Origin of the sequence: Phyllobacterium sp. 22229 (assembly GCF_052056495.1) — a bacterium.
GTDB lineage: Bacteria > Pseudomonadota > Alphaproteobacteria > Rhizobiales > Rhizobiaceae > Phyllobacterium > Phyllobacterium myrsinacearum.
This window is the reverse complement of the sequence record NZ_JBQEPA010000013.1, coordinates 23,796-48,556: the sequence shown is the minus strand read 5'-3', so window position 1 is coordinate 48,556 and position 24,761 is coordinate 23,796. Positions and strand designations below refer to the sequence as shown.

The following is a 24,761-nucleotide window of genomic DNA, read 5'->3' as shown; positions in this document are numbered from 1 at the left end:
AGATATAAAGATATGTTTATGTGAGAAATACAGATTTGGCAAGGAGTGTTTTTCCGTTGACGGCAAATTTTGTCGCGTCTGAAATAGGCAGGTATATCGATCAGCGAATCGGCGGGAAGAGAGTGCAATGAGTTCAGGAACCAACCGCCAAAGGGCTATCGGCAAGGCGCTGACGCTGCTTTTGCCGGCTGTGCCCTATTCGGATTCCGAGCCCATACGCGCCGCCGCCACGGCACCGCACATGAAAAGCCTGCCGCCGCCCATTGCGGTGTGGCTGGCCACGGTCGCCCATGTCCGCCATCAGCATACGGACTACGATGCGCTGCGCGACGAGGGCTACGACAAGGAGTCGGCCCGCTTCTTCGTGCTTGAGGCCATCAACCGGAAACTGACGGAATGGCGGGCAACGCGGCTGCTCGATCCGGACGAGGACGATCCGAGCTGATCCCGGCATGTTCTGCCCACTGATCTTCATAGATGAGCTGGTCCAGCGGCAGCCGTTCGCGCCAGCCGCGCTTCTGTAATTCCGGCTGATCGTAGAGCTGGTCGACATAACCGATGCAGAGATAGGCGATGATCTCGACATGATCGGGGATGGCCAGAATGCGGCGCATGTCCTGGTCGTGATAGATGCTGACCCAGCCGACGCCGATGCCTTCCGCCCTTGCCGCCAGCCACAGGTTCTGCACGGCACAGACGGTGCTGTAGACGTCCATCTGCCGGTTATGGGTGCGTCCCAGGACGACATCGCCGCCGCGCGTCCGGTCACAGGTGATACACAGATTGACCGGCGCCTTGACGATGCCCTCAAGCTTCAGCGATGCATAGAGCGCCTGGCGCTCGCTGGTGAACATGGCCTTTGCTTCGGCATTGGCGCGGGTAAAGGCCGCGTGCACCTCGGCTTTGCGTGCCTGATCGCGAATAAGAATGAAATTCCACGGCTGCATGAATCCCACTGACGGCGCGTGATGGGCGGCGTCGAGCAGCCGCATCAGCACTGCATCGTCAATAGGGCGCGGCAGGAACTGGTCGCGCACATCGCGGCGGGTATGGATGGCCTTGTAGACGGCGGCGCGCTCGTCCGCGGAAAAATCGGCGGCTGCAACGGGACCATAGACAGAATCGTGCATCGTTTGCTCCCAACAATGCGAGGGCCAGATTACCCCGGCCCAGACACCTCCCCGCTGTCCGTGCGGTTTCGGCTATCCGGTCCGGCCGGTCTTCTGACTGAGGTTCATCTGAACCGCGCGCCTTCCGGGTTTCCCCGTGGCAAACTGCGCGGCCCATCCCCTATACAGCGTTGGGCACGTGCCGGATTTGCACCGGCTTCCCGATTCTCCTGCATGCAGGCACCGGACCTGCATTCCATTCGCCACAGATCGGAAAAAGACGCAAGCGTCAGCCGGGATAAATCCATTGCTCCGGCAGGCGCGCATCGACTTTTTCACCGGAACGGATAAGCCCTGGCACCTCGACCCAGGCCACGATGCCGCGCAGCCGCTTCGATGCCTTGACAAAATCAAGCGCCGTCGAGGTGTGATCGGCCGTCTGCGCCCGCTCGGCGATGGAGCGTCCGGCGACCTTGCACGGTGCGTTCTGGCCGTCGACCTTCAGCGTCACCCCGCCTTCGAAAAACAGCAGCGTGCGCGGCGGCAGCATGGAAAGCGAGGGAATGCCATCGACAACCATGTTGGCGCCGATCCATTCGGGTTTGACATCCGCAAGGCCCATGGCGCTGGCAATCATGTCAAGTTCATCGGCCGCCAGAATGGAAATATGCCGCTCGTTGCGCATCTCGGTGCCGCGCGGATACCAGGGCTCGCGCCCGCCCGACCGGCGTGTCAGGCCCGCGTGAAAATCGCCGCGTATGCCTTCAAAGGTAAGATCGAGCGTGTCCGTGGCAGCGGTGACAAAACTGTCTTTTGGCGCCTGGAACAGCCCGCTCACCCGCCCGGCGATCTTGCGGGCCGGAAGGATGTCCGTTCTGGTTGCGAAAAGATCTGTCATGACGGCACTCCGGTGAAATCAGCCGCATCTTAGGAAAATTGCGTGTTAAAACCAGCCAATATCACTGATGGAAACGTCAAAATTGGTGATGGGAAGGCGTTGCCGCCCTCCCGGCCGCATCAGCGTGTCAGAGGCTTGTAGCTCGGACGCTTCGGATTGACGCTGTCCGGTCCCAGACGGCGGATCTTGTCGTTCTCATAGTCCTGGAAGTTGCCTTCGAACCATTCGACGTGGCTGTCACCCTCGAAGGCGAGGATGTGTGTCGCCAGACGGTCGAGGAACATGCGGTCGTGGCTGATGATAACGGCGCAACCGGCGTATTTTTCCAGCGCGTCTTCCAGAGCCGCAAGCGTTTCGGTATCCAGATCGTTGGTCGGTTCGTCGAGCAGCAGGACATTGCCGCCGGACTGCAGCATCTTGGCAAGATGCACGCGGTTACGCTGACCGCCGGACAGATTGCCGACCTTCTGCTGCTGATCGCCGCCCTTGAAGTTGAACGCCGAGACATAGGCGCGCGAATTCATCTCGTTCTTGCCGATCTTGATGATTTCATTGCCGCCGGAGATTTCTTCCCAGACATTCTTCTCCGCCGCCAGATGATCACGGCTCTGGTCGACATAACCGAGATGAACCGTTTCACCGATACGGATAGAACCGGAATCCGGCTTTTCCTGTCCGGTGATCATCTTGAACAGCGTGGTCTTACCCGCACCGTTCGGACCGATGATGCCGACGATGCCGCCGGGGGGCAGCTTGAAGGTCAGGTTTTCGATGAGAACACGGTCACCGAAGGATTTGGTAAGGTTCTCGGCTTCGATAACCACCTGTCCCAGACGTTCCCCCGCCGGAATGATGATCTGCGCATCGCCGGGACGCTGCTCATTGGCGGCATCGACCAGCGCATCATAGGCCTTGATACGGGCTTTCGACTTGGCCTGGCGCGCCTTGGGGCTGGCGGAAATCCACTCGCGCTCGCGCTCCAGAGCCTTCTGGCGCGAGTCGTCCTCACGGCCTTCCTGCTGCATGCGCTTGGCCTTCGCCCCGAGATAGGCGGAGTAATTGCCCTCGTAGGGAATACCGCGGCCGCGGTCGAGTTCGAGAATCCAGCCGGTCACATTGTCGAGGAAGTAGCGATCGTGCGTGATCAGCAGGACGGAGCCGGCATATTCGCGCAGGTGCTTTTCCAGCCATGCGGTGGTTTCGGCGTCAAGGTGGTTGGTCGGCTCGTCGAGGAGCAGAAGATCGGGCTGCGACAGGAGCAGACGGCACAGCGCCACGCGGCGGCGCTCACCGCCGGACAGCTTTTCCACGCCGGAATCACCGGGCGGGCAGCGCAGCGCTTCCATGGCCATTTCCACCTGGGATTCCAGATCCCAGAGGTTCTTGGCGTCGATGATGTCCTGCAGCCGGGCGCCTTCATCGGCGGTTTCGTCGGAATAGTTCATCATCAGTTCGTTGTAGCGGTCGAGAATGGCCTTCTTGTCCGCGACGCCGTCCATGACGTTGCCCATCACATCCTTGTTCGGGTCCAGAACCGGCTCCTGCGCGAGGTAGCCGACCGTGGCACCATCGGCCAGCCAGGCTTCGCCGGTATATTCCTTGTCCATGCCGGCCATGATCTTGAGAATGGTCGACTTACCCGCACCGTTCGGTCCGAGAATGCCGATCTTGGCATCGGGGTAGAAGGAAAGATGGATGTTTTCGAGAACCTTCTTGGTTCCGTATGCCTTGTTCAGGCCGGCCATATGGTAAATGAATTGGCGTGCCATAACGCGCGTCACTCCGATGTTCGGGATTTTTGGGACATGAATTTGCGCCGTATGTAGGCGAAAGGGGCGCGGGTGGCAATGCACGCGGCGTTTATTTCGGGATTGCCGGGCGTTTTACATTCTTATCGTGCGTGGTTCGACAAGCACAACGGAAATGAAAACCGTCCTCCAAAACGAGCGAAACCGGGTGCGGATATTTCCGTCACCCGGTTTCCCCTCTGGTGCCGCATTTGGGGAGCGTCCTCTTCCCCCCGGAACGGCCATGTAACTGGCAAGCGCCTGGATATCCCGGTCCAAACAACCATCCCACCGCCGCAAACCAGCGCTCTGTCAGCCGTAAAAGCCGGGGACAATCGAGACAAGACACGGGATCCAATCTCTTTCGGAAAGAAGTTTTGCGGCAAGTTTTTGCCGTTTGCAAGAGGTTTTGCAAAATAAAATTGCAGGCACAGGCATGTGATTATTTATTGTGCAAAAACCCGGAGAGATACCCGAATTTACGCAGAATTTATTGTGGATTGACTAATCACGCGCCACCCTTTCAATTGATCGCGGGAGGCATGAATGGGTTTTGCAGACATCGAAACGATCCGGTCAGCGACGGGCGCGGCGCTGGCCATGCGCTTTTCGCCGGCAGCAGGCGCGGACAAGGCCGTTGTCCAGATCAGCCATGGCCTGGCCGAACACAGCCTGCGCTATGGCCGGTTTGCCGAACATCTCAACAGGCACGGTTTTCACGTCTACGCCCACGACCATCGCGGCCACGGCTATACCAAAGCCGATGGTGCTCCGCCCGGTCGTTTCGCCCTTCGCGACGGCATGCGTCTGGTGCTCCAGGACATGGACACCATCAACGCCGCCGCCCGCGCCCGCCATCCGGGCTTGCCGCTTGTCCTCTTCGGCCACTCCATGGGCGGCCTGATCGGCCTCAATTATGTGCTGGGCTATCAGGAAAAGGTCGACGCCGCCGCCATCTGGAACGCCAATTTCTCTGCCGGGCTTGCAGGACGGCTGGCGCAGGCCATCCTGCGCGCCGAACGCATGCTGCTTGGCTCCGACGTGCCGAGCATGCTTCTGCCAAAACTGACCTTTCAGACCTGGGCGCGCGGCATCAGGGATGCCCGCACCCCGTTTGACTGGCTGTCGCACGATCCGGCCGAGGTGGACGCCTATATCGCCGATCCGCTGTGCGGCTGGGACGCGTCGGTCGGCATGTGGCGCGATGTTTTCGGCTTCACCTTTGCCGGGGCGGACAACAGCCGCCTTGCCAAGGTGCGGCGCACCCTGCCTTTCAATCTCGCCGGTGGGGCGGAAGATCCGGCCACCGCTGGGGGCAGCGCCGTGACAGATCTCGGCCAGCGGATGCGGCGGCTCGGATTCAGCGATCTCACGACCAAAGTTTATGCCGGCACCCGCCACGAAGGCTTGAACGAAATCAACCGCGACGTAATCATGCGGGACTTCACCGATTGGGCGGTTCGAGTCGTTCAGCAACAAGCCCCGAAACAAACATTGAATTTGGAGCCCCTTTAACAACCATGACTGAAGCTCCCCTCAAAGGCGTGCGTGTCATTGAACTCGCCCGCGTCCTCGCCGGACCATGGGCCGGGCAGATCCTGGCCGACCTCGGCGCCGATGTGATCAAGGTGGAAAATCCCGCTGGCGGCGACGAAACCCGTGGGTGGGGCCCGCCCTTCATCACCAGCCGGGAAGGCGAGAACCTCTCAGCCGCCTATTTTCATTCCTGCAATCGCGGCAAGCGCTCGATCACGGTCGACTTCACCTCTCCGGAAGGCCAGGAAACGGTGCGGGCGCTGTGCCGCACGGCGGATGTGGTTCTCGAGAACTTCAAGGTGGGTGGCCTGAAGAAGTACGACCTCGACTATGAAACATTGAGTGCCGGCAATCCGCGCCTCGTCTACTGCTCCATCACCGGTTTCGGCCAGACCGGCCCCTATGCCAGCCAGGCCGGCTATGACTTCATCATCCAGGGCATGTCGGGGCTGATGTCGGTCACCGGCGAGCCGGACCGCGAGCCGCAGAAAGTCGGCCTTGCCGTTGCCGATGTGTTCACCGGGCTTTATTCGGTCATTGCCATTCAGGCGGCGCTGGCCCATGCGGCAAAGACCGGCGAAGGCCAATGGGTGGATATGGCGCTGTTCGACGTGCAGTCCGCCGTCATGGCCAATCAGGCGATGAATTATCTTGCCACCGGCAACAGCCCCAACCGCATGGGCAACGCCCATCCCAACATCTCGCCCTACGAAGTCGTCCCCACCTCCGATGGCCATCTTATTCTTGCGGTCGGCAATGACGGGCAGTTCGCCCGTTTCTGCACCATCATGGGGCTGGACGGCCTCAGCGCCGATCCACGCTTTCTCACCAACCGGGCCCGGCTGGAAAACCGGGCCGCGCTGACCGCCATCATCCGGGCGGAGACGCAGAAGCGCACGCGCGCCGACCTGCTCGCCGCCTGCGCCCAGAACGCGGTGCCCGCCGGGCCGATCAACCGTATCGGCGAAATGTTCGACGATCCGCAGATCGTCTCCCGGCAATTGCGCCTCGACCTTGATGATGCCCATGGCAGCAGCATCCCCTCGGTGCGCACGCCGATCGTCATGTCGAAGACACCCCTCACCTACAACAGACCCTCGCCGCGCCTCGGCGAACACAGTGCAGACATTCTCCAGGAATTGAAGGACGCATCCGATGAAAACCGGCGGTGAATTGATCGTAGAAGCCCTGAAAGCCAACGGCGCGGAACGATTGTTCTGCGTCCCCGGCGAAAGTTACCTCGCCGTGCTGGACGCGCTGGTGGATGCCGACGTGGGTGTCACCGTCTGCCGGGCTGAAGGCGGGGCGGCGATGATGGCCGAAGCCTGGGGCAAACTGACCGGCAAGCCCGGCATCTGCTTCGTCACGCGCGGCCCCGGCGCAACCAACGCCTCGCCCGGCATCCACATCGCCATGCAGGATTCGACCCCGCTGATCCTGTTCATCGGCCAGGTGCAGCGCGATGCGCGCGAGCGCGAAGCCTTTCAGGAAGTGGAATACCGCCGCTTCTTTGCCGACACGGCCAAATGGGTGGCTGAAATCGACGATGCCCGCCGTATCCCGGAATTCGTCACCCGCGCCTTCTCCGTCGCCACTTCAGGCCGCCCCGGCCCCGTCGTGCTCGCCCTGCCGGAAGACATGCTGACCGACAAGGTCGAAGCGGTGGCCGCACAGGGCTGGCAGCCGGTCGAGACGGGCCCGTCGCCCGCCAGCATCGAGAGACTCGCCGACCTGCTGCAGGGCGCCAAAAAGCCGTTCATGATCCTCGGCGGCTCGCGCTGGGATGAAGCCGCAGTGCGCTCCATCACCCGCTTTGCCGAGAAATGGCATCTGCCGGTCGGCTGTTCCTTCCGCCGCCAGATGCTGTTCGATCACCTGCACCCGAATTATGCCGGCGATGTTGGCATCGGCATCAACCCGGCGCTTGCCGCCCGCGTCAGGGAAGCCGATGTCCTGCTGCTCGTCGGCGGACGTTTCGGCGAAATGCCATCCTCGGGCTATACGCTGATGGACAGCCCTTATCCCAGGCAGACACTGATTCATGTGCATCCCGATGCCGATGAGCTTGGCCGCGTCTATCGCCCTGCGCTTGCCATCAATGCCGCACCGGATGCCTTTGCCGGGGCGGTTGACCATCTGGCGCCGCCCTCGCATATCAACTGGCCCGGTGAAGCGGAGGCTGCGCACGCCGCCTATCTCACATGGTCGACCCCGCCGCAGAGCGGACCCGGCAATGTCGCCATGGGTCCGATCATGACCTACCTTGAAAGCGTACTGCCGGACGATGCGATCATGACAAATGGCGCGGGCAATTACGCCACCTGGCTGCACCGTTTCCATCGCTTCCGCCGTTTCGGCACGCAGGCCGCACCGACATCGGGCTCCATGGGCTATGGCCTGCCCGCAGCTGTCGCGGCCAAACAGCTTCATCCGGAACGGATGGTTGTCTGCTTTGCCGGTGATGGCTGCTTCCTGATGAACGGCCAGGATTTTGCGACCGCGGTCAAATATGGCTTGCCGATCATCGTGCTCGTCATCAACAACAATATCTACGGCACCATCCGCATGCATCAGGAGCGGGAGTATCCCGGACGCGTATCGGCAACGGACCTTACCAACCCCGATTTCGCCCTGCTGGCCCGCGCCTATGGCGGCCATGGGGAGACCGTGGAGGCAACGGCGGATTTCGAAGGCGCATGGCAGCGCGCCGTTCAAAGCGGCAAACCGTCGATCATCGAAATCCGGCTCGACCCCGAAGCAATCACGCCCGCGAAGACCTTGACGGATATCCGCAATAAGCGTTGATCATTCCCTGTTGAATGATTTGAGGATGGAAAGGCGGCTCTTTCGGTGTTAAGGAGCGCGCCTGACCAGACAATATGAAAGCCTGCACATTGAGCAATCCGGCAATCACAATCGTAATTCCATGCCGAAACGAGGCCGCAAACCTGGCCTTCCTTCTCGATGAAGTGGATGCAGCCATGGAAGGCCGCAGCTACGAAGTGGTGGTGGTCGATGACGGTTCCACCGATGGAACGGGCGACGCCCTGGCCGAACGCATCCGCGCCGGCAAGCCGCTGCGCCATATCCGCCACGACAAATCAGCCGGCCAGAGCGCTGCAGTCCGTTCCGGCGTTTTCGCCGCGAGGGGCGCGATCGTCGTGACGATGGATGGCGACGGCCAGAACGACCCGGCCTATCTACCCAAACTCGCCGATGCGCTGATCCAGGCGGGCCCCGCCGTGGGCATTGCCGCCGGCCAGCGCCTGAAGCGCACCGACACCAAGCTGAAGCAGATTTCGTCAAAACTCGCCAACAAGCTGCGCGGCGCCATCCTGAAGGACAACACGCGCGATTCCGGCTGCGGCTTGAAGGCGGTGCACACCCAGCTTTTCCGCGAACTGCCGTTCTTCGACGGCTGGCACCGCTACCTCCCCGCGCTGGTGATCCGCGAGGGTTACGGCGTCGTGCATGTGGATGTGGTGGACCGGGAGCGCCGCCACGGCAAATCCAATTACGGCATTCTCGACCGCGGTTTGCGCGGCATTCTCGATCTTTACGGTGTGTGGTGGCTGAGAAAGCGCCGCAAGACCGTTCCAACCATTACGGAGATCAGCCATGGCTGACGCAATTACCAATTGGCTGCACTCGGTCTTTGTCGCCCAATTCGATGCCTGGATCGTCCTCGGCTTTTTCGCACAGGGCTGTTTCACCATGCGCTTCGTCGTCCAGTGGATCGCGTCGGAAAAGGCCAAGCGCAGCGTTGTCCCGGTGACGTTCTGGTTCTTCTCGCTCTTTGGCGGCGTTCTGCTCTTTATCTACGCGATCGTACGCAAGGATCCGGTGTTCATCGCCGGACAGGGTTTGGGCCTCGTCGTCTACATCCGCAATCTGTGGCTGATCGCCAATGAGAAAAAGGCAATGACGCAGGACAGCTGAGCCAAGGCACCGCAAGGCACGATCATGACCCATTCTGACCCTGCTTCTGCGGGTACCGCAAAACTCCGCTTCAGCCACTACCTGCTGCTCATTTTCATCTGCCTTGTGTCGTTCGTGCCCGGAATCGCCGCAATTCCGCCGCTCGACCGGGATGAAGCGCGTTATATCCAGGCCACGCACCAGATGGCGGAAACCGGCGACTACGTCGACATCCGCTTTCAGGACGCCTCGCGCTACAAGAAACCCGTCGGCATCTACTGGCTCCAGAGCGCCGTGCTGAAGGTCACCGGCTATGACCAGACGGCACCGGTCTGGGTTTACCGGCTTGTCTCGGTCGGCGGTGCAACGCTGGCGGTTCTCGCCACGGCGGCACTGGGCGCATTCCTGTTCGGCCAGAGCACCGGGCTGCTCGCGGGCATGGCGCTTGCGGCCATTGTCATGCTCGGCTTCGAAGCGCGTGTGGCGAAAACCGACGCCACCCTGCTCGCCACCGTGATGTTTGCCCAGGGTGCGCTGGCATCGGTGTGGATGGCCAGCCGCAACAATAGCCCGGCAAAATGGGCGCCTGCCCTCGTCTTCTGGATCGCAACGGCCATAGGCGTTTTGATCAAAGGCCCGATCACGCCCTTCGTCAGCGTTCTCACCGCTGCCGCGCTCAGTCTCTTCTACCGCGAATGGCAATGGCTAAAACGCCTGAAGCCCCTGAGCGGCATCGCCATTCTGCTGGTCATTGTCCTGCCTTGGCTCATCCTGATCACCCTGAAGAGCGGCGGCGCCTTCTTCAACGAATCCGTCGGCAACGATCTTTTGTCCAAGGTGGGCGACGGGCAGGAAAGCCATGGCGCGCCGCCCGGCTATTTTGCCCTGATTTTCGTTGTGTTCCTCTGGCCTTTCGGGGTCATGGCGATGCGCGGCGGCCTGCAGGCGCTCAGCCGTTTCCGTACTGATCCGCGCCTCGCCTTCCTGACCGCCTGGTATATTCCCTACTGGCTGGTAACGGAGATGATCCCGACCAAGCTGCCGCACTACATCCTGCCCGCCTATCCCGCGCTGCTGCTGATGATGGCCTGGGCGGTGGACAGCGGCATTGCCAGCCAGCCCTATCGCGGGCGCTGGCAGACCTGGCTTGAACGGCTGACGCTGCTGGGTCTGGCCATTGCCACGCTGGCGCTGATGGGCGCAGGCACCGTGCTGCCCTGGGTCATGGCCCACACGCTTCCCATTCCAGGGATCATTGCCTTCTTCACCGCAGCGGCGGCCGGTATCTTTGCCAGCGGCCTGGTGCTCAGGGATAATCTGACGCGTGCCGTGCAGGCGACCGCAGCCTTTGCCGTCGCCACGCTGGCGCTGCTGACATGGGGCGTGGCTCCGGCCATCACGCCAATCTGGATGAGCCCTGCCATCAACAATGCCTTCAATGCGGCAAAACCCTGCGCGAACAGCGTGCTGGCTTCGGCTGGCTATGCCGAGCCGAGCCTGGTTTTTCTGGCGGGTACAAAGACCATCCTGACCAGTGGGGCGGGCGCGGCAAAATATCTGCTCGACAATCCCGCCTGTGCGATTTCCGCCGTCGACGAGGGAAGCCAGGCAGAATTTCTGCAAAACCTGCCGCAGGGCGAAAAATCCGTTGTCGTGGCCGGCAGTGTTTCGGGCATCAACTACAGCAAGGGCCGCAAGACAACCATAACGCTGTACAAGGCTGCGCAGTAATCCAACGATTGCGAATGTAGTTTTAAGCGCCCTGCCCCAGGCGCGGGCGGCCGATGGAATGGTATTCCAGCCCCGTGCCATCGATATCCTGCTCGCCATAGACGTTGCGCAGATCGAACAGGAGATTGCCCTTCATCAGGCTGGCGACCTTCTTCAGGTCGAGCGCGCGATAGGCATTCCATTCGGTCAGGAGCACGGTGATCCCGGCACCCTCGATGGCTTCATAGGCCGATTTGCACCAGATGACACCCGGCAGCACCGGTTCGGCAGCGGCGCGCGCTTCGGGATCATGCGCGCGCACCGTCAGGCCGGCCTTCTGCAGGGCCGGAATGATGTCGAGCGCCGGCGACTCGCGAATATCGTCGGTGTTCGGCTTGAACGCGATGCCAAGCGCCGCAACGGTCTTTGCGCCGCTCCTGGCAGCCGCCGCGATGACCCGTGCGGCCATGGAGTGCTTGCGCTGTTCGTTGACCGTGACGACCTGCTCGATCAGGGTCTGCGGCGCATTCATCTTGCGCCCGGTCGCCGCATAGGCGCGGGTATCCTTCGGGAAGCAGGAACCACCGAAGCCGGGACCGGCATGCAGGAATTTCGAGCCGATGCGGTTATCCATGCCGATGGCACGGGCCACATCCTGCACATTGCCGCCGGTCTTTTCGCACAGATCCGCAACCTCGTTGATGAAGGTGACCTTCATCGCCAGAAAGGCATTGGCGGCATATTTGATGATCTCGGCATTTTCCAGCGTGGTCACGATCATCGGCGTTTCACGCAGGTAGAGCGGCCGGTAGACGCGCTTCATCGCATTGGAACCGCGTTCGTCATGCACGCCGACCACCACGCGGTCGGGCCGCAGGAAATCCTCGACGGCCGAGCCTTCGCGCAAAAATTCGGGGTTGGACACCATGGAGAACGGCACATCCGGCCGCGCCTTGGCAATATGCGCGCGCACATCGGCATTGGTGCCGACGACGACTGTCGACTTGATCACGATCACCGCACCCGGCTTCATCGCCGCGGCGATCTCGTCGGCAGCGGCGTAGATATATTGCAGGTCGGCTTCCCCGTCACCGCGCCGCGACGGCGTGCCGACAGCGATGAAAATCACATCCGCGTCGGCGACGGTCGATGCCAGTTCCGTCGTAAAGATCAGGCGCCCGTCACGGGCATTGCGGGTCAGGAGTTCGTCCAGACCGGGTTCGTAGATCGTCACTTCCCCGGCCTGCAGGCGCTCGATAATGGCCGGATTCTTGTCGACGCAGGTGACCTGAAAACCGAATTCGGCAAAGCACACACCAGAAACCAGACCGACATAGCCAGTCCCGATCATCGCAATCTTCATCGCACTATCCCATCCGTGACGTCAATTTCGCGCAGACATGTCGCATATTCGCGCGGCGCTGCCAATTGCAGGTTCATCCCATTCAAAAACGCCAGCCGCGGGATCGCAGCCGGCGTTGCCGATGTGTCTTATCTAGAATGTTTCAACGCCGGTTCAAGCCAGTTTCGGCGGAGTGCGCTCCGGTCCGCGGCGCTCGGCCGACGCCGCCCACAGATTGATGTTCGCATCATTGGCATAAACGTCGATTTCAGCGAGTTCGGCATCGCTGAAGTCGAGATTTTCCAGAGACTTGACACAATCGATGACCTGCTGCGGCTTGCTCGCGCCGATAAGCGCAGTGGTGATCCGGCCGCGGCGCAGCACCCAGGCAAGCGCCATCTGCGCCAGTGTCTGGCCGCGCTTTGCCGCAATCGCGTTCAATGCCCGGATATTGGCAAGGTTCTGTTCGCTGAGGAAGGCCGGATTGAGCGACTTGCCCTGGGCCGCGCGGCTTTCTTCCGGCACGCCCTTGAGGTACTTGTCGGTCAGCATGCCCTGCGACAGCGGCGAGAACACGATCGAGCCGATGCCGAGTTCCTCCAGCGTATCGACAAGGCCGTCATCCTCGATCCAGCGGTTGATCATGGAGTAGCTCGGCTGGTGAATGAGGCACGGCGTGCCGAGTTCTTCCAGTATGGCGGCCGCTTCGCGGGTGCGATGCGAGTTGTAGGACGAGATGCCGACATATTGCGCGCGCCCGGAACGGACGATGTGGTCGAGCGCCATCATGGTCTCTTCGAGAGGCGTATCCGGATCGAAGCGGTGCGAATAGAAGATATCGACATAATCGAGACCAAGGCGCTTCAGGCTCTGGTCACAGCTGGCGATCATGTATTTGCGGCTGCCCCACTCGCCGTAAGGCCCGGGCCACATGCCGTAACCTGCCTTGGACGAAATGATCAGTTCGTCACGATAGCCGTGGAAATCCGTGCGCAGGATTTCGCCGAATGCTTCTTCGGCGGAACCGGGCGGCGGACCGTAATTGTTGGCAAGATCGAAATGGGTGATGCCGAGATCAAAGGCCTGGCGGCAGATGGCCTGCTTGGTCTGGTGCGGCGTGTCGTGGCCGAAATTGTGCCAGAGCCCGAGGGAAATCGCCGGAAGCTTGAGGCCGCTTTTGCCGCAGCGATTATACTTCATCGTGTCGTAACGTTTGGGGTCCGCAGTCCATTTCATGATCGATCTCTTCCCTGTCGTCTTGCCTCAGCGCCGAACCGGACGATTCCCGTTTCAGCGCGCCGGACTATGAACGAAAGTCATAGGGATGTCATGACGTGAAATACGCAAGTCGCATTGCCATATCACGTATAATACGTATAATACGTAATTCAGATTGAGGAACCTATCATGAAGCAGTTCACATTTTCGGAGGTTAACCGCCAATCAGGTGAAATTCTCGATACAGCCCTGATCGAGCCTGTCGCTCTGACCAAGCACGGCAAGGAAAAGCTCATCATCATCACGGCGGAAAAATATCACCACCTCATGGGCCAGTCGAGTGCGGTCGCCTATACGCTTGAGGATGCGCCGGATGATATTCATACCGCGCTTTTGGAAGGTCTCGACACAATACTAACCGGCGAGGACGATGCTTCAACCCGGTGACGTGCTCGAATATCATTATCTTTGGGCACGTCAGGCCGATGCGGGTGAAGAATCCGGCCGAAAAGCACGGCCTGTCTGCCTTGTCGTCAGAACAGCCACAAATCCAGCCAATCTGTTTTTGTTTCCGCTCACGTCACAAAAACCCTTGAGATCACGTGCCTCCGCCGCCATCAGCGAAATTGAATGCCGCCGCGCCGGTCTCGATTTTCCATCGTGGCTTATTCTGGACGAATACAATTATGTCGATGCAGACAAAGCCTACGACTTTGTCTCGACAACCCCACTGGGTGCTTTCAGCGAAGCCTTTCTGCGAAAGATCGCCGTTCTCATAAAACAAGCATCCGCAGAACGCCGCGCGCGGGCCGTCCTGCGGACGTAAGCATCACGCCTTGATGATCTGGTCCTTGTCGTCAAAACGGTAGGTTCGTCCGGCGTCCGGCGTCGCATAGAGCACCTGATCGACCTCGTACTGGTGTTCGCCGAAGAGGCGGACCGTCAGCGGGCCGAAATCCGTCTGCAGATAGATGATCGTGTCGGCACCCAGATGCTCGACATGGATGACCGACCCCTTCCAGCTGCCGGATGTATTGCTGACCTGGATGTGCTCCGGGCGGATACCGACGGTCTTTGCCGTGGGGTCGCCGAGCTTTGCCCCGTCGATGAGATTCATCTGCGGCGAGCCGATGAAGCCCGCGACGAACAGCGTCTGCGGCGCATTGTAGAGCTCCATCGGCGAGCCGACCTGCTCGATCCTACCCTTGTTCATGACGACGATCTTGTCGGCAAGCGTCATGGCTTCCACCTGATCGTGCGTCACGTAGATCATGGTCGCCTTCAGCTGCCGGTGCAGGCGGGCAATCTCCAGCCGCGTGTTGACGCGCAGCGCCGCATCGAGGTTCGACAAAGGCTCGTCGAACAGGAAGAGCTGCGGTTCGCGCACGATCGCACGGCCGATGGCCACGCGCTGGCGCTGGCCGCCGGACAGTTCGGCCGGACGCCGCTCCAGATAATCATCGAGCGAAAGCATGGCCGACGCGACCCTGGTGCGCTCCTTGATTTCCTCGGCGGGCTTGCCGGCCTGCTTCAGGCCAAGGCCCATATTGTCGCGCACCGACAGGTGCGGATAAAGCGCATAGGTCTGGAACACCATGGCGATGCCGCGCTTTGCCGGCGGCGTGTTGTTGACCTTTTTGCCGTCGATCAGGATTTCGCCCGAGGTCGCATCCTCAAGACCGGCGATCACGCGCAGCAAGGTCGACTTGCCACAGCCGGACGGTCCGACAAAAATCACGAACTCGCCGTCCTTGACCTCGAGATCAATGCCTTTCAGCACGTCCACCTGGCCGAAAGACTTGCGAATATTTTCTATCTTCAAAGAACCCAATGTCTTGTTCCCGTCTTCAAACTTTTAATTACAGGTCTACCGGCTTGCCGGTGCGCACGCTTTCATCCGCCGCAAGGCAGACACTGAGCGACCGCACGGCATCCTGCATGTGGCGGCCAAGGTCGATATCCTCGCGGATGGCTTTGAGAACAAAGGCCTGCTCCAGATCGCAAAGCTCCTGATGGCCGGGTTCGCCCGCCATGTTGAGGAGTTCGTCCGGCTTGGCAAAACGCCCGTCCGCACCTGTCCTGGCCGAATGCAGCCGGATGGTCGATGTCTTGGTATGCGAGTCGATATCATCCGACTTGGCGTTCTGGTCCATGACGATGGACACGCAGCCATTGGGCGACATGACATCCTTCACGAAGAAAGCCGTTTCCGAAATCATCGGACCCCAGCCCGCCTCGTACCAGCCGACGGAATTGTCATCGAACAGAACCTGCAGATGGCCGTAATTGTACATCTTCGCATCGATCTCGCCGGAAAGCCGCACGCCCATGCCGCGTACCTGAACCGGCTTGGCATCGGTGATCTGCAGCATCACATCGAGATAATGCACGCCGCAATCGACGATGGGCGACGTGGTCTGCATCAGCGCCTTGTGGGTTTCCCATGTCGGGCCGCTCGACTGCTGATTGAGGTTCATGCGGAAGACATAGGGGCCGCCAAGCTTGCGGGCTTCCTCGATCAGCCGCACCCACGACGGATGATGGCGCAGGATGTAGCCGATCACCAGTTTGCGGCCGTACTGCTTGGCTGCCGCGACCACACGCTGCGCATCGGCGACGGTTGTCGCCAGCGGCTTCTCGACAAAGACGTCGGCGCCCGCCGCCATGGCGGCAACGGCATAGTCCGCGTGACTGTCGGAATAGGTGTTGATCGAAACCAGCTCCGGCTTGAGGTCGGCCAGCGCCTGTTCGAAAGAAGGATGGATCGTATAGCCCTGCAATTCCTTGGCCAGCGGCACGACGGAGCGGTTGACCAGCCCGACAATCTCGAAGCCGGGATTGTTGTGATAGGCGAGCGCATGGCTGCGGCCCATATTGCCAAGCCCGGCAACCAGAACCCGCACGGGCTTTTGCGTATTCGCGCTCATTTGACAGCTCCAGAGGTAATGCCGCGGATCAATTGCCGCGAGAACAGGAAGTAAAGGACGAGCACCGGCAGAATGGCGAGCGTCAGCGCCGCCAGAACCGCGTTCCAGTTGGTGACGAACTGGCCGATGAACACCTGTGAACCGAGCGTCACGGTCTTGGTGGCATCGCTCGGCGCCAGGATCAGCGGGAACCACAGATCGTTCCAGATCGGGATCATGGTGAACACGGCAACCGTCGCCATGGCAGGCTTGACCAGCGGCAGCACCAGCCGGAAAAAGATCGAATATTCCGAAAGCCCGTCGATGCGGCCAGCGTTTTTCAGATCATCCGATACGGTGCGCATGAACTCGGTCAGGATGAAGACGGCAAGCGGCAGACCCTGCGCGGTGTAGACGAGGATCAGCGCGGTCAGGGTGTTGACGAGCCCCGTCGCAACCATGCCCTGCAGAATGGCCACGGTGCCGAGGCGGATCGGGATCATGATGCCGAGGGCGAGATAAAGCCCCATCAGCGAATTGCCGCGGAAGCGGTATTCCGACAGCGCAAAGGCTGCCATGGCGCCGAACAGCAGCACGAAGAAGATCGACACAGAGGTTACGATCAGGCTGTTCTGGAAATACAGGGTGAAATCGCCCTGCGTGAGCACCGAGTTGTAACCGACCAGGCTGAAGCTGGATTCATTCGGCAGGCCGAGCGGGTTGCGGAAGATCGACGCCCGGTCCTTGAACGAATTGATGATGATCAGGAACACCGGAAACAGCGCGATCAGCGTGTAGATGATCAAGGCAACGTGAACGAAACCGGAGCGGAGGGGTGATGTACGGGCTTTTGCCATGACGGGACCTTCCTAGAACTGGTATCGGCGCATGCGCCGCTGGATGGCAAAGAGATAGATGCACACACCCGTGAGGATGATCAGGAACATCACCGTGGCAATGGTCGCGCCCATGGACTTGTCGCCGATCTGCAGCTGGAAGCCGAAGAAAGTGCGGTAGAGGAGCGTTCCCAGAATATCGGTTGACCCGTCGGGGCCGGCAAGTGCGCCCTGCACCGTATAGACAAGGTCGAAAGCGTTGAAATTGCCGACAAAGGTCAGAATGGAAATGATGCCGATGGAGGGCAGGATCAGCGGCAGCTTGATCTTCCAGAACTGGCTCCAGCCGGTAATGCCGTCGCATTCCGCCGCTTCGAGAACCTCTTCGGGAATGCTCAGCATCGATGCATAGATCAGCATCGTCGGAATGCCGACATTCTGCCAGACCGAGATCAGCGATACGGTGATCAGCGCGCTGCTGGGCTTGCCGAGCCAGGGCGCAAACAGCGACTTCAGGCCGACGAGATCAAGCAGGTAGGGCGATACGCCCCAGATCGGCGAGAGGATCAGCTTCCAGATGAAACCGACGATCACGAAGGACAACAGCGTCGGCAGGAACAGCGCCGTGCGGTAAAAGGCGCCAAAGCGCAGTTTCGGCACCGAGAGCAGCGCCGCCAGCGCGACGCCGATCGGGTTCTGCACCAGCATGTGGATCAGGAAGAACACGAAATTGTTGCGCAGGGCATTCCAGAAACTTGCCGACCAGCGCGGTTCGCCGAACAGGGTCTGGAAATTGCCGAAACCGACAAACACGCTCTGACCGTCAACCACGTTGAACAGGGACAGGCGCAGGGTTTCGATCAAGGGCAGGATCATGATCGCCGTATAGACGATCACCGCCGGCAGCAGGAACACAAGGATGTGCCAGCGCCGTGCGCGTTTGTCCTGACCGCTGTCAGACTGGGAATAGTCGGCCGTGCTCATTAACTCGCAAACCCCTGCTTATTGATTGTTGGTCATGGAAAACCGGTCCACGACTGCCGTTCGTCAAACGAATGGAGCGGCAATGTCTGCCATGTCTGAGCAAGTTTTGTTTGGGCCCAAATACATCGGCCTTGGTTTCGCATAAACAAAATTTGCTCGGAATAAGCGAAATGCCGGAGCGGCGCGAACCGCCCCGGCATTCGATTGCTTACTTCGCAGGCTTGTACCAGCTGTCGAGACCGTCCTGCAGCTTCTTGGCTGCAACTTCCGGCGTATCGGTGCCGTTGATCACATTGGCCGATTCAACCCAGGTTTCGTTTTCCAGATTCGGCTTGCCGCGCGACAGGATCTGATAGGTCGAACGGATCGTCGGCTTGCACTTTTCGCGCCAGGACACGAATTCCTGCGCCAGCGGGTCCTTCATCTTGACCGGTGTCGACGACAGGCTGAAGAAGCCCGGCAGCGCGTTGGCATAGATGTCGGCGAATTCTGGCGAAGCCACCCAGCTGAGGAATTTCTTCGCCGCTTCCGGGTTCTTGCTCTTGGCATTCATCGCTGCGCCAAGATCGGCATGATCGGAGATGTAGCAGGTGTCGCCGGCCTTCTGGACCGGTGGCAGGAACGCGCCCATCTTGAACTGTGCCTGTGTGTTGAACAGCGAGATTTCCCACGAACCGGCGGGATAGATCGCAGCGCGGCCGAGCGTGAACAGGTTCTGGCTGTCCGGATAGGTCTGGGCTTCGAAACCGTCGCCGAGATAATCCTTCCACTTGGCAAGCGTCTTGTAAGGCGCAACCCAGTCGGCGTCGGTCAGCTTCTGCGTCCCCTTGATCAGCGCGGTGCGGCCTTCTTCGCCCTTCCAGTAGTTCGGGCCGATATTCTGGTAGCCCATGGTTGCGGCTTCCCAGAGGTCCTTCGTGCCCATGGCCATCGGGATGTAGGTGCCATCCTTCTTGATCTTGTCGAGGGCAGCAAAGAATTCGGCTTCCGTCGTCGGAACGGCGATGCCCAGCTTGTCGAAGGCATCCTTGTTGTAGATGAAGCCGTGAATAACCGATGCCATCGGCACGCAGAACGTGTCGGAACCGTCATCGGTGCTCCATGCCGCCTTGGCGACAGGCGAGAAGTTCTCGATGCCAGGAAGGCTCTTCAGGCTCGACAGGTTGCCGCGCTTGAACTGTTCCAGCGACTTATCGAACGGGCGGCAGGTGATGATATCACCGGCACTGCCGGCATCGAAGCGCGCACCGAGAGCAGCATCATATTCGGTCGGCGGTGTCGGCGCGAATTTGACCTTGATTCCGGGGTTCTTCGCTTCAAAGGCTGGGATGAGCTTTTCCTGCCAGATGGCAAGATCGTCGGTACGCCAGCTTTCGATTGTCAGCGTGGTATCGGCAGCGTGGGCGAAGCCGGCCGAAGCCAGAATGCTCGTTGCCATGAGCAGTGATTTTAAAGTCGTGCTTCCCATTTTAGTCTCCTGTTGCACCCTTTGAGCAGTGCCGTTAACGAGAGCCGTGGCTCCCTTTCAGTTTCGAAAGCGACGGGCGTAGCCTCTGTTGATTGCTTTCGAGAATGTGTGATGCCTGTTTTGCATCGGCTGCGCCCGCTGCGAGCAGGATCGCAGGCTTTACCGAGCCGCCGGTTGTCGCCAGATGTTGTTTCGCATCGGCGATATCGCAGGCAGCGATGGCCGACACGATGTGGGCGGCGCGCTCGCGCAGCTTCTCGTTGTCAGCAATGAGATTGACCATGTAACCGTCATGCACGTGACCGAGATGCACGGCCATCAGCGTGGACAAAAGATTGAGCGCGATTTTCTGCGCGGTCCCTGCCCCCATGCGCGTCGATCCGGCCACAATTTCCGGCGGCGTTTCCAGGGCGATCGCCACATCGGCATGGGTGAACAGCGGTACAGCCGGATTGTTGGCGATGGCAATGATCTTCAGCCCGCGCCGCTTGGCTTCATCAATGGCGGCCAGCGCATAGGGCGTGGTGCCGCTGGCAGAGATTGAAATCAGGCAATCGCCCTGACCAAGACCGGCCCCGGCGATATCGCGGGCGGCCTGCTCCGCATCATCCTCATAACCGCCGGCAAGGCGGACAAGGCTTTCGACACCGCCCGCCAGAAGGATCACGACGCGGTCCGGCGCGATGCCATAAGTGCCGGGCAGTTCGAGTGCATCGGCCAGTGCCATCAGGCCGGAGCTGCCGGCGGCGGCATAGGCAATGCGCCCGCCCGCGGCCAGAGTTCCAGCAGCAAGCAGCGCCGCCTCGGCGATGGAATCAACCGCATGCGCCACCGAAGCCGCCGCCTCGATCTGCGCCTCGTGCAGCAAACGCAAAACATCGGCTGGCGATCGCTCGTCCAGTCCGGAAGCCTTGTCGTTGCGTTGCTCGGTACGGGTTACCACCACTCGCCTCTCCTCGTTGTGATAATTAATGCCAAAAAAATACCACTTGTCCAGAGGTTCTTAAAAAAATCATGTACTGTTTTTCGTATAATCAAAATTATGCAATAAAATCAACGTGTTTAATAAAAGTCGAAAAAACATGGAATTAACGCTTGGCTATTGGTATTTTATTGGTATTCTATTTTTTGGAGGGCAACGAGTGTGAGATATCTCCTGGGAATTGATGGTGGTGGAACAGGCTGCAGAGCGGCCGTGGCCGATATGACCGGCCGGGTTCTGGGCACCGGCAAAAGCGGTTCGGCCAATATCATGACCGACATGGAGAACGCGCGCCTGAATATTCTCGGTGCCGCCAACGCAGCCTTTGCCGATGCCGGGATCGATGCATCGGCGATTCCCGCGGCTGCAGCGGTCCTCGGGCTCGCAGGCGCCATGGTCGGCGGCAATGGCGAGAAGCTGCGGGCCACCCTGCCCTTTCAGCAGTCTCTGGTGACATCCGATGGCACGATCGCCCTTCAGGGCGCGCTCGGTGATACCGACGGAACCGTTGTTATCATCGGTACAGGCACCCTGTTCGTCACGCGCCAAGGCGATGACATCCGCTTTGCCGGCGGCTGGGGCTTCAAGGTCGGAGACCTCGGCGGCGGCGCGCGTATCGGCCGCGATCTCCTGGAAGAGGCCCTGCTGGCCCATGACCGGTTTCACCCGTCATCACCCCTGACCGACGCCGTCCTCCACCGTTTTGAAAACAATCCGCACCGGATCGTCGAATTTGCCCACGCGGCGCGGCCCAGCGATTTCGGCACGCTGACCCCACTGGTGTTTGAGTATGCCGCGCAGGACGACGCCGTGGCGCTGGCGATTGTGAACAGGGCCGCTGCGCAGATTGAAGAGGGGCTCGATGCCATCATGCCGCCCGGACAGGAACGGCTGTCATTGATCGGCGGGCTGGGAGCGCTGTTTGAACAGCGTCTTTCGCCGCGACACCGGGCAAAACTACAGAAACCCCTGCATGACGCGCTGACGGGTGCCGTACAACTGGCGGTGAAAAACTTCGCGCCGGTGCGCAAGGAGGCCGTGCATGGCTGATGGTTTGATCGATATCCTGCCCTCCCTGAATGACGGCTCTGCCAGCGGCGGCCCGCTCTACGTCAAGCTGCAGCGGCTGATCGAAACGGCTGTCCGCGACGGCATGCTGCAGCCGGGCGACGCCCTGCCGCCCGAACGGGAACTTGCCACCATCGCCGATATTTCCCGCGTTACCGTGCGCAAGGCGGTTCAGGGCCTGGTCACCACCGGCCTGCTGGTGCAGCGGCACGGGTCCGGCACCTTTGTCGCGCCCCGCTCGGAACGGGTCGAGCAGTCACTGTCGCACCTCACCTCGTTCACCGAGGACATGGCGCGGCGCGGCATGATCGTGCGTTCCACATGGCTCGATCGCGGCATCTATCCGCCCTCGCCGGAAGAAATGGTCACGCTCGGTCTGTCCTCCGGCGAAAAAGTCGCCCGCATCAGCCGTTTGCGCGTTGCCAATGACACGCCCATGGCGATTGAACGCGCCGCCCTGTCCATTCAGGTCCTGCCCAATCCGGAACTGGTCACGCTGTCGCTCTATGCGGTGCTGGCGGAAGGCGGCAACCGCCCGGCCCGCGCCATTCAGCGCATTTCGGCGGCGATCCTGAAGGAGGCCGACGCCAAATTGCTTGAGGTGCCCGCGGGTTCGGCGAGCCTCAACATCGAACGCATATCCTATCTCGAATCGGGAAAAGTGATCGAATTTACCCGGTCGATCTATCGGGCGGATGCCTATGAATTCGTCGCGGAGCTGAAGCTCGGCGACTCCTCGGAAATTTCAGGAGCAGTACTTTGACCACCAACGGAACTCTCATGCGCGAAGAAATTCGCTCCATCCCGGACGTAACCGCGCGGTTTCTCGATGCCTCCCGCGATACGCTGGCCAATGCCGGAGCAAGACTGCGCGAGAAGAACCCGCCGTTCCTGGCTTCCATTGCCCGCGGATCATCGGACCATGTGACAGCCTATCTGAAATATGCAACGGAACTGACCGCTGGCATTCCCGTCGCCTCGCTCGGACCGTCGGTTGCCTCGATCTATGGCATCACCCTGAAACTCGAGAGCGCCGCAACGCTTTCCATTTCCCAGTCCGGCAAGAGCCCCGACATTGTCAGCATGACCAAGGCGGCACGCGAAAGCGGCGCGCTGACACTGGCCATCACCAATGAAATCAATTCCGACCTCGCCTATGCCAGCGATCTCGCCATCGACATCCTGGCCGGGCAGGAACGCAGCGTCGCCGCCACCAAGACCTTTGTCAGCTCGGCGGTCGCCGGGCTCGCCATGATTGGCCACTGGACGCAGAACAAAGAACTGCTTGCTGCCATCGATGAACTGCCCAAGGCTCTTGCCGCGGCCATCCGCTGCGACTGGTCGCCGTTCGGCGCCGCCATGAAGGGCGAAAACTCGCTCTTCGTGCTCGGGCGCGGGCCATCGCTTGCCATCGCCAACGAAGTGGCGCTGAAATTCAAGGAAACCAGCGCCATGCATGCGGAATCCTACAGCGCCGCCGAAGTCATGCACGGGCCCAAGGCCATCGTCGGCAAGGATTTCCCCGTACTGGTGCTTGCAGCGCGCGATGCGGCTGAAGAGTCGATCGTTCAGGCAGCCGATCGCCTGGCCGAACAGGAAGCCGCCGTCTTCCTGACATCGGCAAAGCCGTCGAAAGCAACAGCGCTGCCGTTCATCGCGACGTCGCACCCATTGACGGACCCGCTGACCTTGCTGGTATCATTCTACGCTTTCGTGGAAGATTTTGCCCGCAGCCGCGGATTGAATCCGGACGAGCCACCGCATTTGAGAAAAGTGACTGAAACAATATGAGCACTGTCTATGCACTGACCGGCGCCGACATTTTTGACGGCGAAACCTGGCATGCCGGTTCGGCAATTCTCGTCGATGCGGGCGTTATCACCGGTATCGTTGCCCAGGCGGACATCCCTGCGGATGTTCGCCGTGTCGCGCTCAACGGCGGCAAGCTCGTCCCCGGTTTCATCGACGTACAGGTGAATGGCGGCGGCGGCGTTCTTCTGAATGACGGCCCGAGTGTCGAGGCAATCAGGACCATCTGCCAGGCGCATTTCGCCTTCGGCACGACGGCCCTCCTGCCGACCCTGATCACCGACACCCCTGCCATCACCAATGCGGCGATTGCCGCCGGCAAGGCGGCGGCGCTGGAGAAAGTCACCGGATTTATCGGCCTGCATCTCGAAGGGCCGCACCTTTCCGTCACGCACAAGGGCACGCATGACCCGGCGCTCATCCGTCCAATGGAGGACAGCGATCTCGTGGCGATCGTCGACGCCGTGCAGGAACTGCCGGTACTGCTGACCACCGTTGCCCCGGAGACCGTTCCGGTCGACAAGATCAAGGCCATGGCCGATGCGGGCGTCATCGTCAGTATCGGCCACAGCGGCGCCTCCTATGAGATGGCTGTCGCCGCCAAGGATGCCGGCGCCTCCATGGCGACCCATCTCTTCAATGCCATGAGCCAGCTCGGCCACCGTAGTCCCGGGGTTGTCGGCGCTGTTCTTGAAACCGGCGACCTGTCCGCCGGACTGATCGCCGATGGTTTCCACGTCAGCAAGGCGTCCATGGCGATTGCCCTGCGCGCCAAGCAGGGTCCGGCCAAAATTTTCCTGGTGACCGACGCCATGTCGACCATCGGCACGGATATCACCAGCTTCACGCTGAACGGCCGGACCATCCGGCGGCATGGCGGCCGCCTGACGCTTGAAGACGGCACGCTGGCGGGAGCCGATCTCGATATGATTTCGGCAGTCCGCTTCGTGCATCGCGAGCTTGGGCTTGACCTCGAGGAAGCCTTGCGGATGGCCTCGCTCTATCCCGCCGAGAGCATCCGCATCGATCATCGCTACGGGCGCATTGGCAGCGGATATGTCGCCAATATCGTGCATCTCGATGATGCGCTCGACGTCGATCACGTCTGGATCGACGGCGATCTGCATTACGCCCGAAACCCGAGTTGACGGCCTTCTCCGATTGACGATACTGCCCTTTTGGGACAATCG

Annotated in this window: 24 protein-coding genes and 1 riboswitch; of the genes, 13 read left to right on the top strand and 11 right to left on the bottom strand. The window is 60.5% G+C overall.

All coding sequences use genetic code 11. The features are described 5' to 3' along the window. Positions 1-127: 127 nt before the first annotated feature. Complete coding sequence (locus tag ACTJJ7_RS16765; RefSeq protein WP_105732169.1) at positions 128-445, top strand: DUF2293 domain-containing protein; 318 nt, start codon at positions 128-130, stop codon at positions 443-445. On the opposite strand, the gene bluB is transcribed toward ACTJJ7_RS16765, so the two are convergent. The 3 genes from bluB to ettA form a co-directional block, all read right to left on the bottom strand. After that, positions 378-1,130: a 5,6-dimethylbenzimidazole synthase gene (gene bluB / locus ACTJJ7_RS16760; RefSeq protein ID WP_440968227.1), complete on the bottom strand. Its 753-nt coding sequence runs from the start codon at positions 1,128-1,130 to the stop codon at positions 378-380. The two genes, ACTJJ7_RS16765 and bluB, sit on opposite strands and share 68 nt — an antisense overlap. Before the next feature lie 66 nt (positions 1,131-1,196). Then, positions 1,197-1,372: riboswitch (cobalamin riboswitch) on the bottom strand. Positions 1,373-1,398: 26 nt separating this feature from the next. After that, positions 1,399-2,007, bottom strand: a complete 609-nt coding sequence (locus tag ACTJJ7_RS16755; RefSeq protein ID WP_440968226.1) for an MOSC domain-containing protein — start codon at positions 2,005-2,007, stop codon at positions 1,399-1,401. A 119-nt stretch (positions 2,008-2,126) separates the two neighbouring features. After that, the gene (ettA, locus tag ACTJJ7_RS16750; protein ID WP_105732166.1) at positions 2,127-3,776 is read right to left on the bottom strand and encodes an energy-dependent translational throttle protein EttA; all 1,650 of its coding nucleotides are present in this window, start codon (positions 3,774-3,776) and stop codon (positions 2,127-2,129) included. 564 nt (positions 3,777-4,340) lie between these two features. Between ettA and ACTJJ7_RS16745 the strand changes: the two genes are divergently transcribed. The 6 genes from ACTJJ7_RS16745 (at position 4,341) to ACTJJ7_RS16720 (ending at position 10,979) form a co-directional block, all read left to right on the top strand. Beyond that, complete coding sequence (locus ACTJJ7_RS16745; protein ID WP_440968225.1) at positions 4,341-5,309, top strand: lysophospholipase; 969 nt, start codon at positions 4,341-4,343, stop codon at positions 5,307-5,309. 5 nt (positions 5,310-5,314) lie between these two features. Beyond that, on the top strand, positions 5,315-6,502 hold the full coding sequence (locus ACTJJ7_RS16740) for a CaiB/BaiF CoA transferase family protein (RefSeq protein WP_440968224.1): 1,188 nt from the start codon (positions 5,315-5,317) through the stop codon (positions 6,500-6,502). Next, on the top strand, positions 6,486-8,135 hold the full coding sequence (locus tag ACTJJ7_RS16735) for a thiamine pyrophosphate-binding protein (RefSeq protein WP_105732163.1): 1,650 nt from the start codon (positions 6,486-6,488) through the stop codon (positions 8,133-8,135). Before ACTJJ7_RS16740 ends, ACTJJ7_RS16735 begins: the two co-directional genes overlap by 17 nt. A 74-nt stretch (positions 8,136-8,209) precedes the next feature. Beyond that, complete coding sequence (locus tag ACTJJ7_RS16730) at positions 8,210-8,956, top strand: glycosyltransferase family 2 protein (RefSeq protein ID WP_105732162.1); 747 nt, start codon at positions 8,210-8,212, stop codon at positions 8,954-8,956. Beyond that, on the top strand, positions 8,949-9,269 hold the full coding sequence (locus tag ACTJJ7_RS16725; protein ID WP_105732161.1) for a lipid-A-disaccharide synthase N-terminal domain-containing protein: 321 nt from the start codon (positions 8,949-8,951) through the stop codon (positions 9,267-9,269). The genes ACTJJ7_RS16730 and ACTJJ7_RS16725 overlap by 8 nt, the downstream gene beginning before the upstream one ends. Positions 9,270-9,293: 24 nt before the next feature. Next, complete coding sequence (locus ACTJJ7_RS16720) at positions 9,294-10,979, top strand: ArnT family glycosyltransferase (RefSeq protein WP_440968223.1); 1,686 nt, start codon at positions 9,294-9,296, stop codon at positions 10,977-10,979. A gap of 22 nt (positions 10,980-11,001) precedes the next feature. Here ACTJJ7_RS16720 and ACTJJ7_RS16715 read toward each other — a convergent pair whose 3' ends face one another. After that, a complete protein-coding gene (locus tag ACTJJ7_RS16715) occupies positions 11,002-12,321 on the bottom strand; it encodes a UDP-glucose dehydrogenase family protein (RefSeq protein ID WP_440968222.1) in 1,320 nt (439 codons plus the stop codon). A gap of 153 nt (positions 12,322-12,474) precedes the next feature. Then, a complete protein-coding gene (mgrA, locus tag ACTJJ7_RS16710; RefSeq protein WP_440968221.1) occupies positions 12,475-13,536 on the bottom strand; it encodes an L-glyceraldehyde 3-phosphate reductase in 1,062 nt (353 codons plus the stop codon). Between the two features lie 171 nt (positions 13,537-13,707). Here mgrA and ACTJJ7_RS16705 point away from each other — a divergent pair, with 171 nt between their 5' ends. Beyond that, positions 13,708-13,965 (top strand): type II toxin-antitoxin system Phd/YefM family antitoxin, encoded by a 258-nt coding sequence (locus tag ACTJJ7_RS16705; protein ID WP_440968220.1) that lies wholly within the window; start codon positions 13,708-13,710, stop codon positions 13,963-13,965. Beyond that, positions 13,949-14,344 carry a hypothetical protein gene (locus ACTJJ7_RS16700; protein ID WP_440968219.1) on the top strand — a complete coding sequence of 132 codons (396 nt, stop codon included), beginning with the start codon at positions 13,949-13,951 and terminating at the stop codon, positions 14,342-14,344. Before ACTJJ7_RS16705 ends, ACTJJ7_RS16700 begins: the two co-directional genes overlap by 17 nt. Positions 14,345-14,347: 3 nt before the next feature. Here ACTJJ7_RS16700 and ACTJJ7_RS16695 read toward each other — a convergent pair whose 3' ends face one another. From ACTJJ7_RS16695 to ACTJJ7_RS16670, 6 genes are all read right to left on the bottom strand, one after another. After that, positions 14,348-15,349: an ABC transporter ATP-binding protein gene (locus ACTJJ7_RS16695; RefSeq protein WP_130269940.1), complete on the bottom strand. Its 1,002-nt coding sequence runs from the start codon at positions 15,347-15,349 to the stop codon at positions 14,348-14,350. A gap of 28 nt (positions 15,350-15,377) precedes the next feature. Then, positions 15,378-16,445 carry a Gfo/Idh/MocA family protein gene (locus ACTJJ7_RS16690; RefSeq protein ID WP_130269938.1) on the bottom strand — a complete coding sequence of 356 codons (1,068 nt, stop codon included), beginning with the start codon at positions 16,443-16,445 and terminating at the stop codon, positions 15,378-15,380. Beyond that, a complete protein-coding gene (locus ACTJJ7_RS16685) occupies positions 16,442-17,281 on the bottom strand; it encodes a carbohydrate ABC transporter permease (protein ID WP_105732153.1) in 840 nt (279 codons plus the stop codon). Before ACTJJ7_RS16685 ends, ACTJJ7_RS16690 begins: the two co-directional genes overlap by 4 nt. A 12-nt stretch (positions 17,282-17,293) precedes the next feature. Further along, on the bottom strand, positions 17,294-18,244 hold the full coding sequence (locus tag ACTJJ7_RS16680; RefSeq protein WP_130269936.1) for a carbohydrate ABC transporter permease: 951 nt from the start codon (positions 18,242-18,244) through the stop codon (positions 17,294-17,296). A gap of 208 nt (positions 18,245-18,452) precedes the next feature. After that, complete coding sequence (locus tag ACTJJ7_RS16675; RefSeq protein ID WP_105732151.1) at positions 18,453-19,712, bottom strand: ABC transporter substrate-binding protein; 1,260 nt, start codon at positions 19,710-19,712, stop codon at positions 18,453-18,455. Positions 19,713-19,746: 34 nt separating this feature from the next. After that, positions 19,747-20,658, bottom strand: coding sequence for an N-acetylmuramic acid 6-phosphate etherase (locus tag ACTJJ7_RS16670; RefSeq protein WP_105732150.1), 912 nt, complete (start codon positions 20,656-20,658; stop codon positions 19,747-19,749). Between the two features lie 198 nt (positions 20,659-20,856). Between ACTJJ7_RS16670 and ACTJJ7_RS16665 the strand changes: the two genes are divergently transcribed. From ACTJJ7_RS16665 to nagA, 4 genes are read left to right on the top strand one after another with little or no spacing between them, the layout of a single operon-like run. Beyond that, complete coding sequence (locus ACTJJ7_RS16665) at positions 20,857-21,744, top strand: BadF/BadG/BcrA/BcrD ATPase family protein (RefSeq protein WP_440968218.1); 888 nt, start codon at positions 20,857-20,859, stop codon at positions 21,742-21,744. Continuing rightward, positions 21,737-22,525 carry a GntR family transcriptional regulator gene (locus ACTJJ7_RS16660; RefSeq protein WP_105732148.1) on the top strand — a complete coding sequence of 263 codons (789 nt, stop codon included), beginning with the start codon at positions 21,737-21,739 and terminating at the stop codon, positions 22,523-22,525. The genes ACTJJ7_RS16665 and ACTJJ7_RS16660 overlap by 8 nt, the downstream gene beginning before the upstream one ends. Positions 22,526-22,542: 17 nt before the next feature. Further along, positions 22,543-23,553 carry an SIS domain-containing protein gene (locus ACTJJ7_RS16655; RefSeq protein ID WP_105733061.1) on the top strand — a complete coding sequence of 337 codons (1,011 nt, stop codon included), beginning with the start codon at positions 22,543-22,545 and terminating at the stop codon, positions 23,551-23,553. Next, the gene (gene nagA / locus ACTJJ7_RS16650) at positions 23,550-24,719 is read left to right on the top strand and encodes an N-acetylglucosamine-6-phosphate deacetylase (RefSeq protein ID WP_130269932.1); all 1,170 of its coding nucleotides are present in this window, start codon (positions 23,550-23,552) and stop codon (positions 24,717-24,719) included. The genes ACTJJ7_RS16655 and nagA overlap by 4 nt, the downstream gene beginning before the upstream one ends. Positions 24,720-24,761 lie beyond the last annotated feature (42 nt).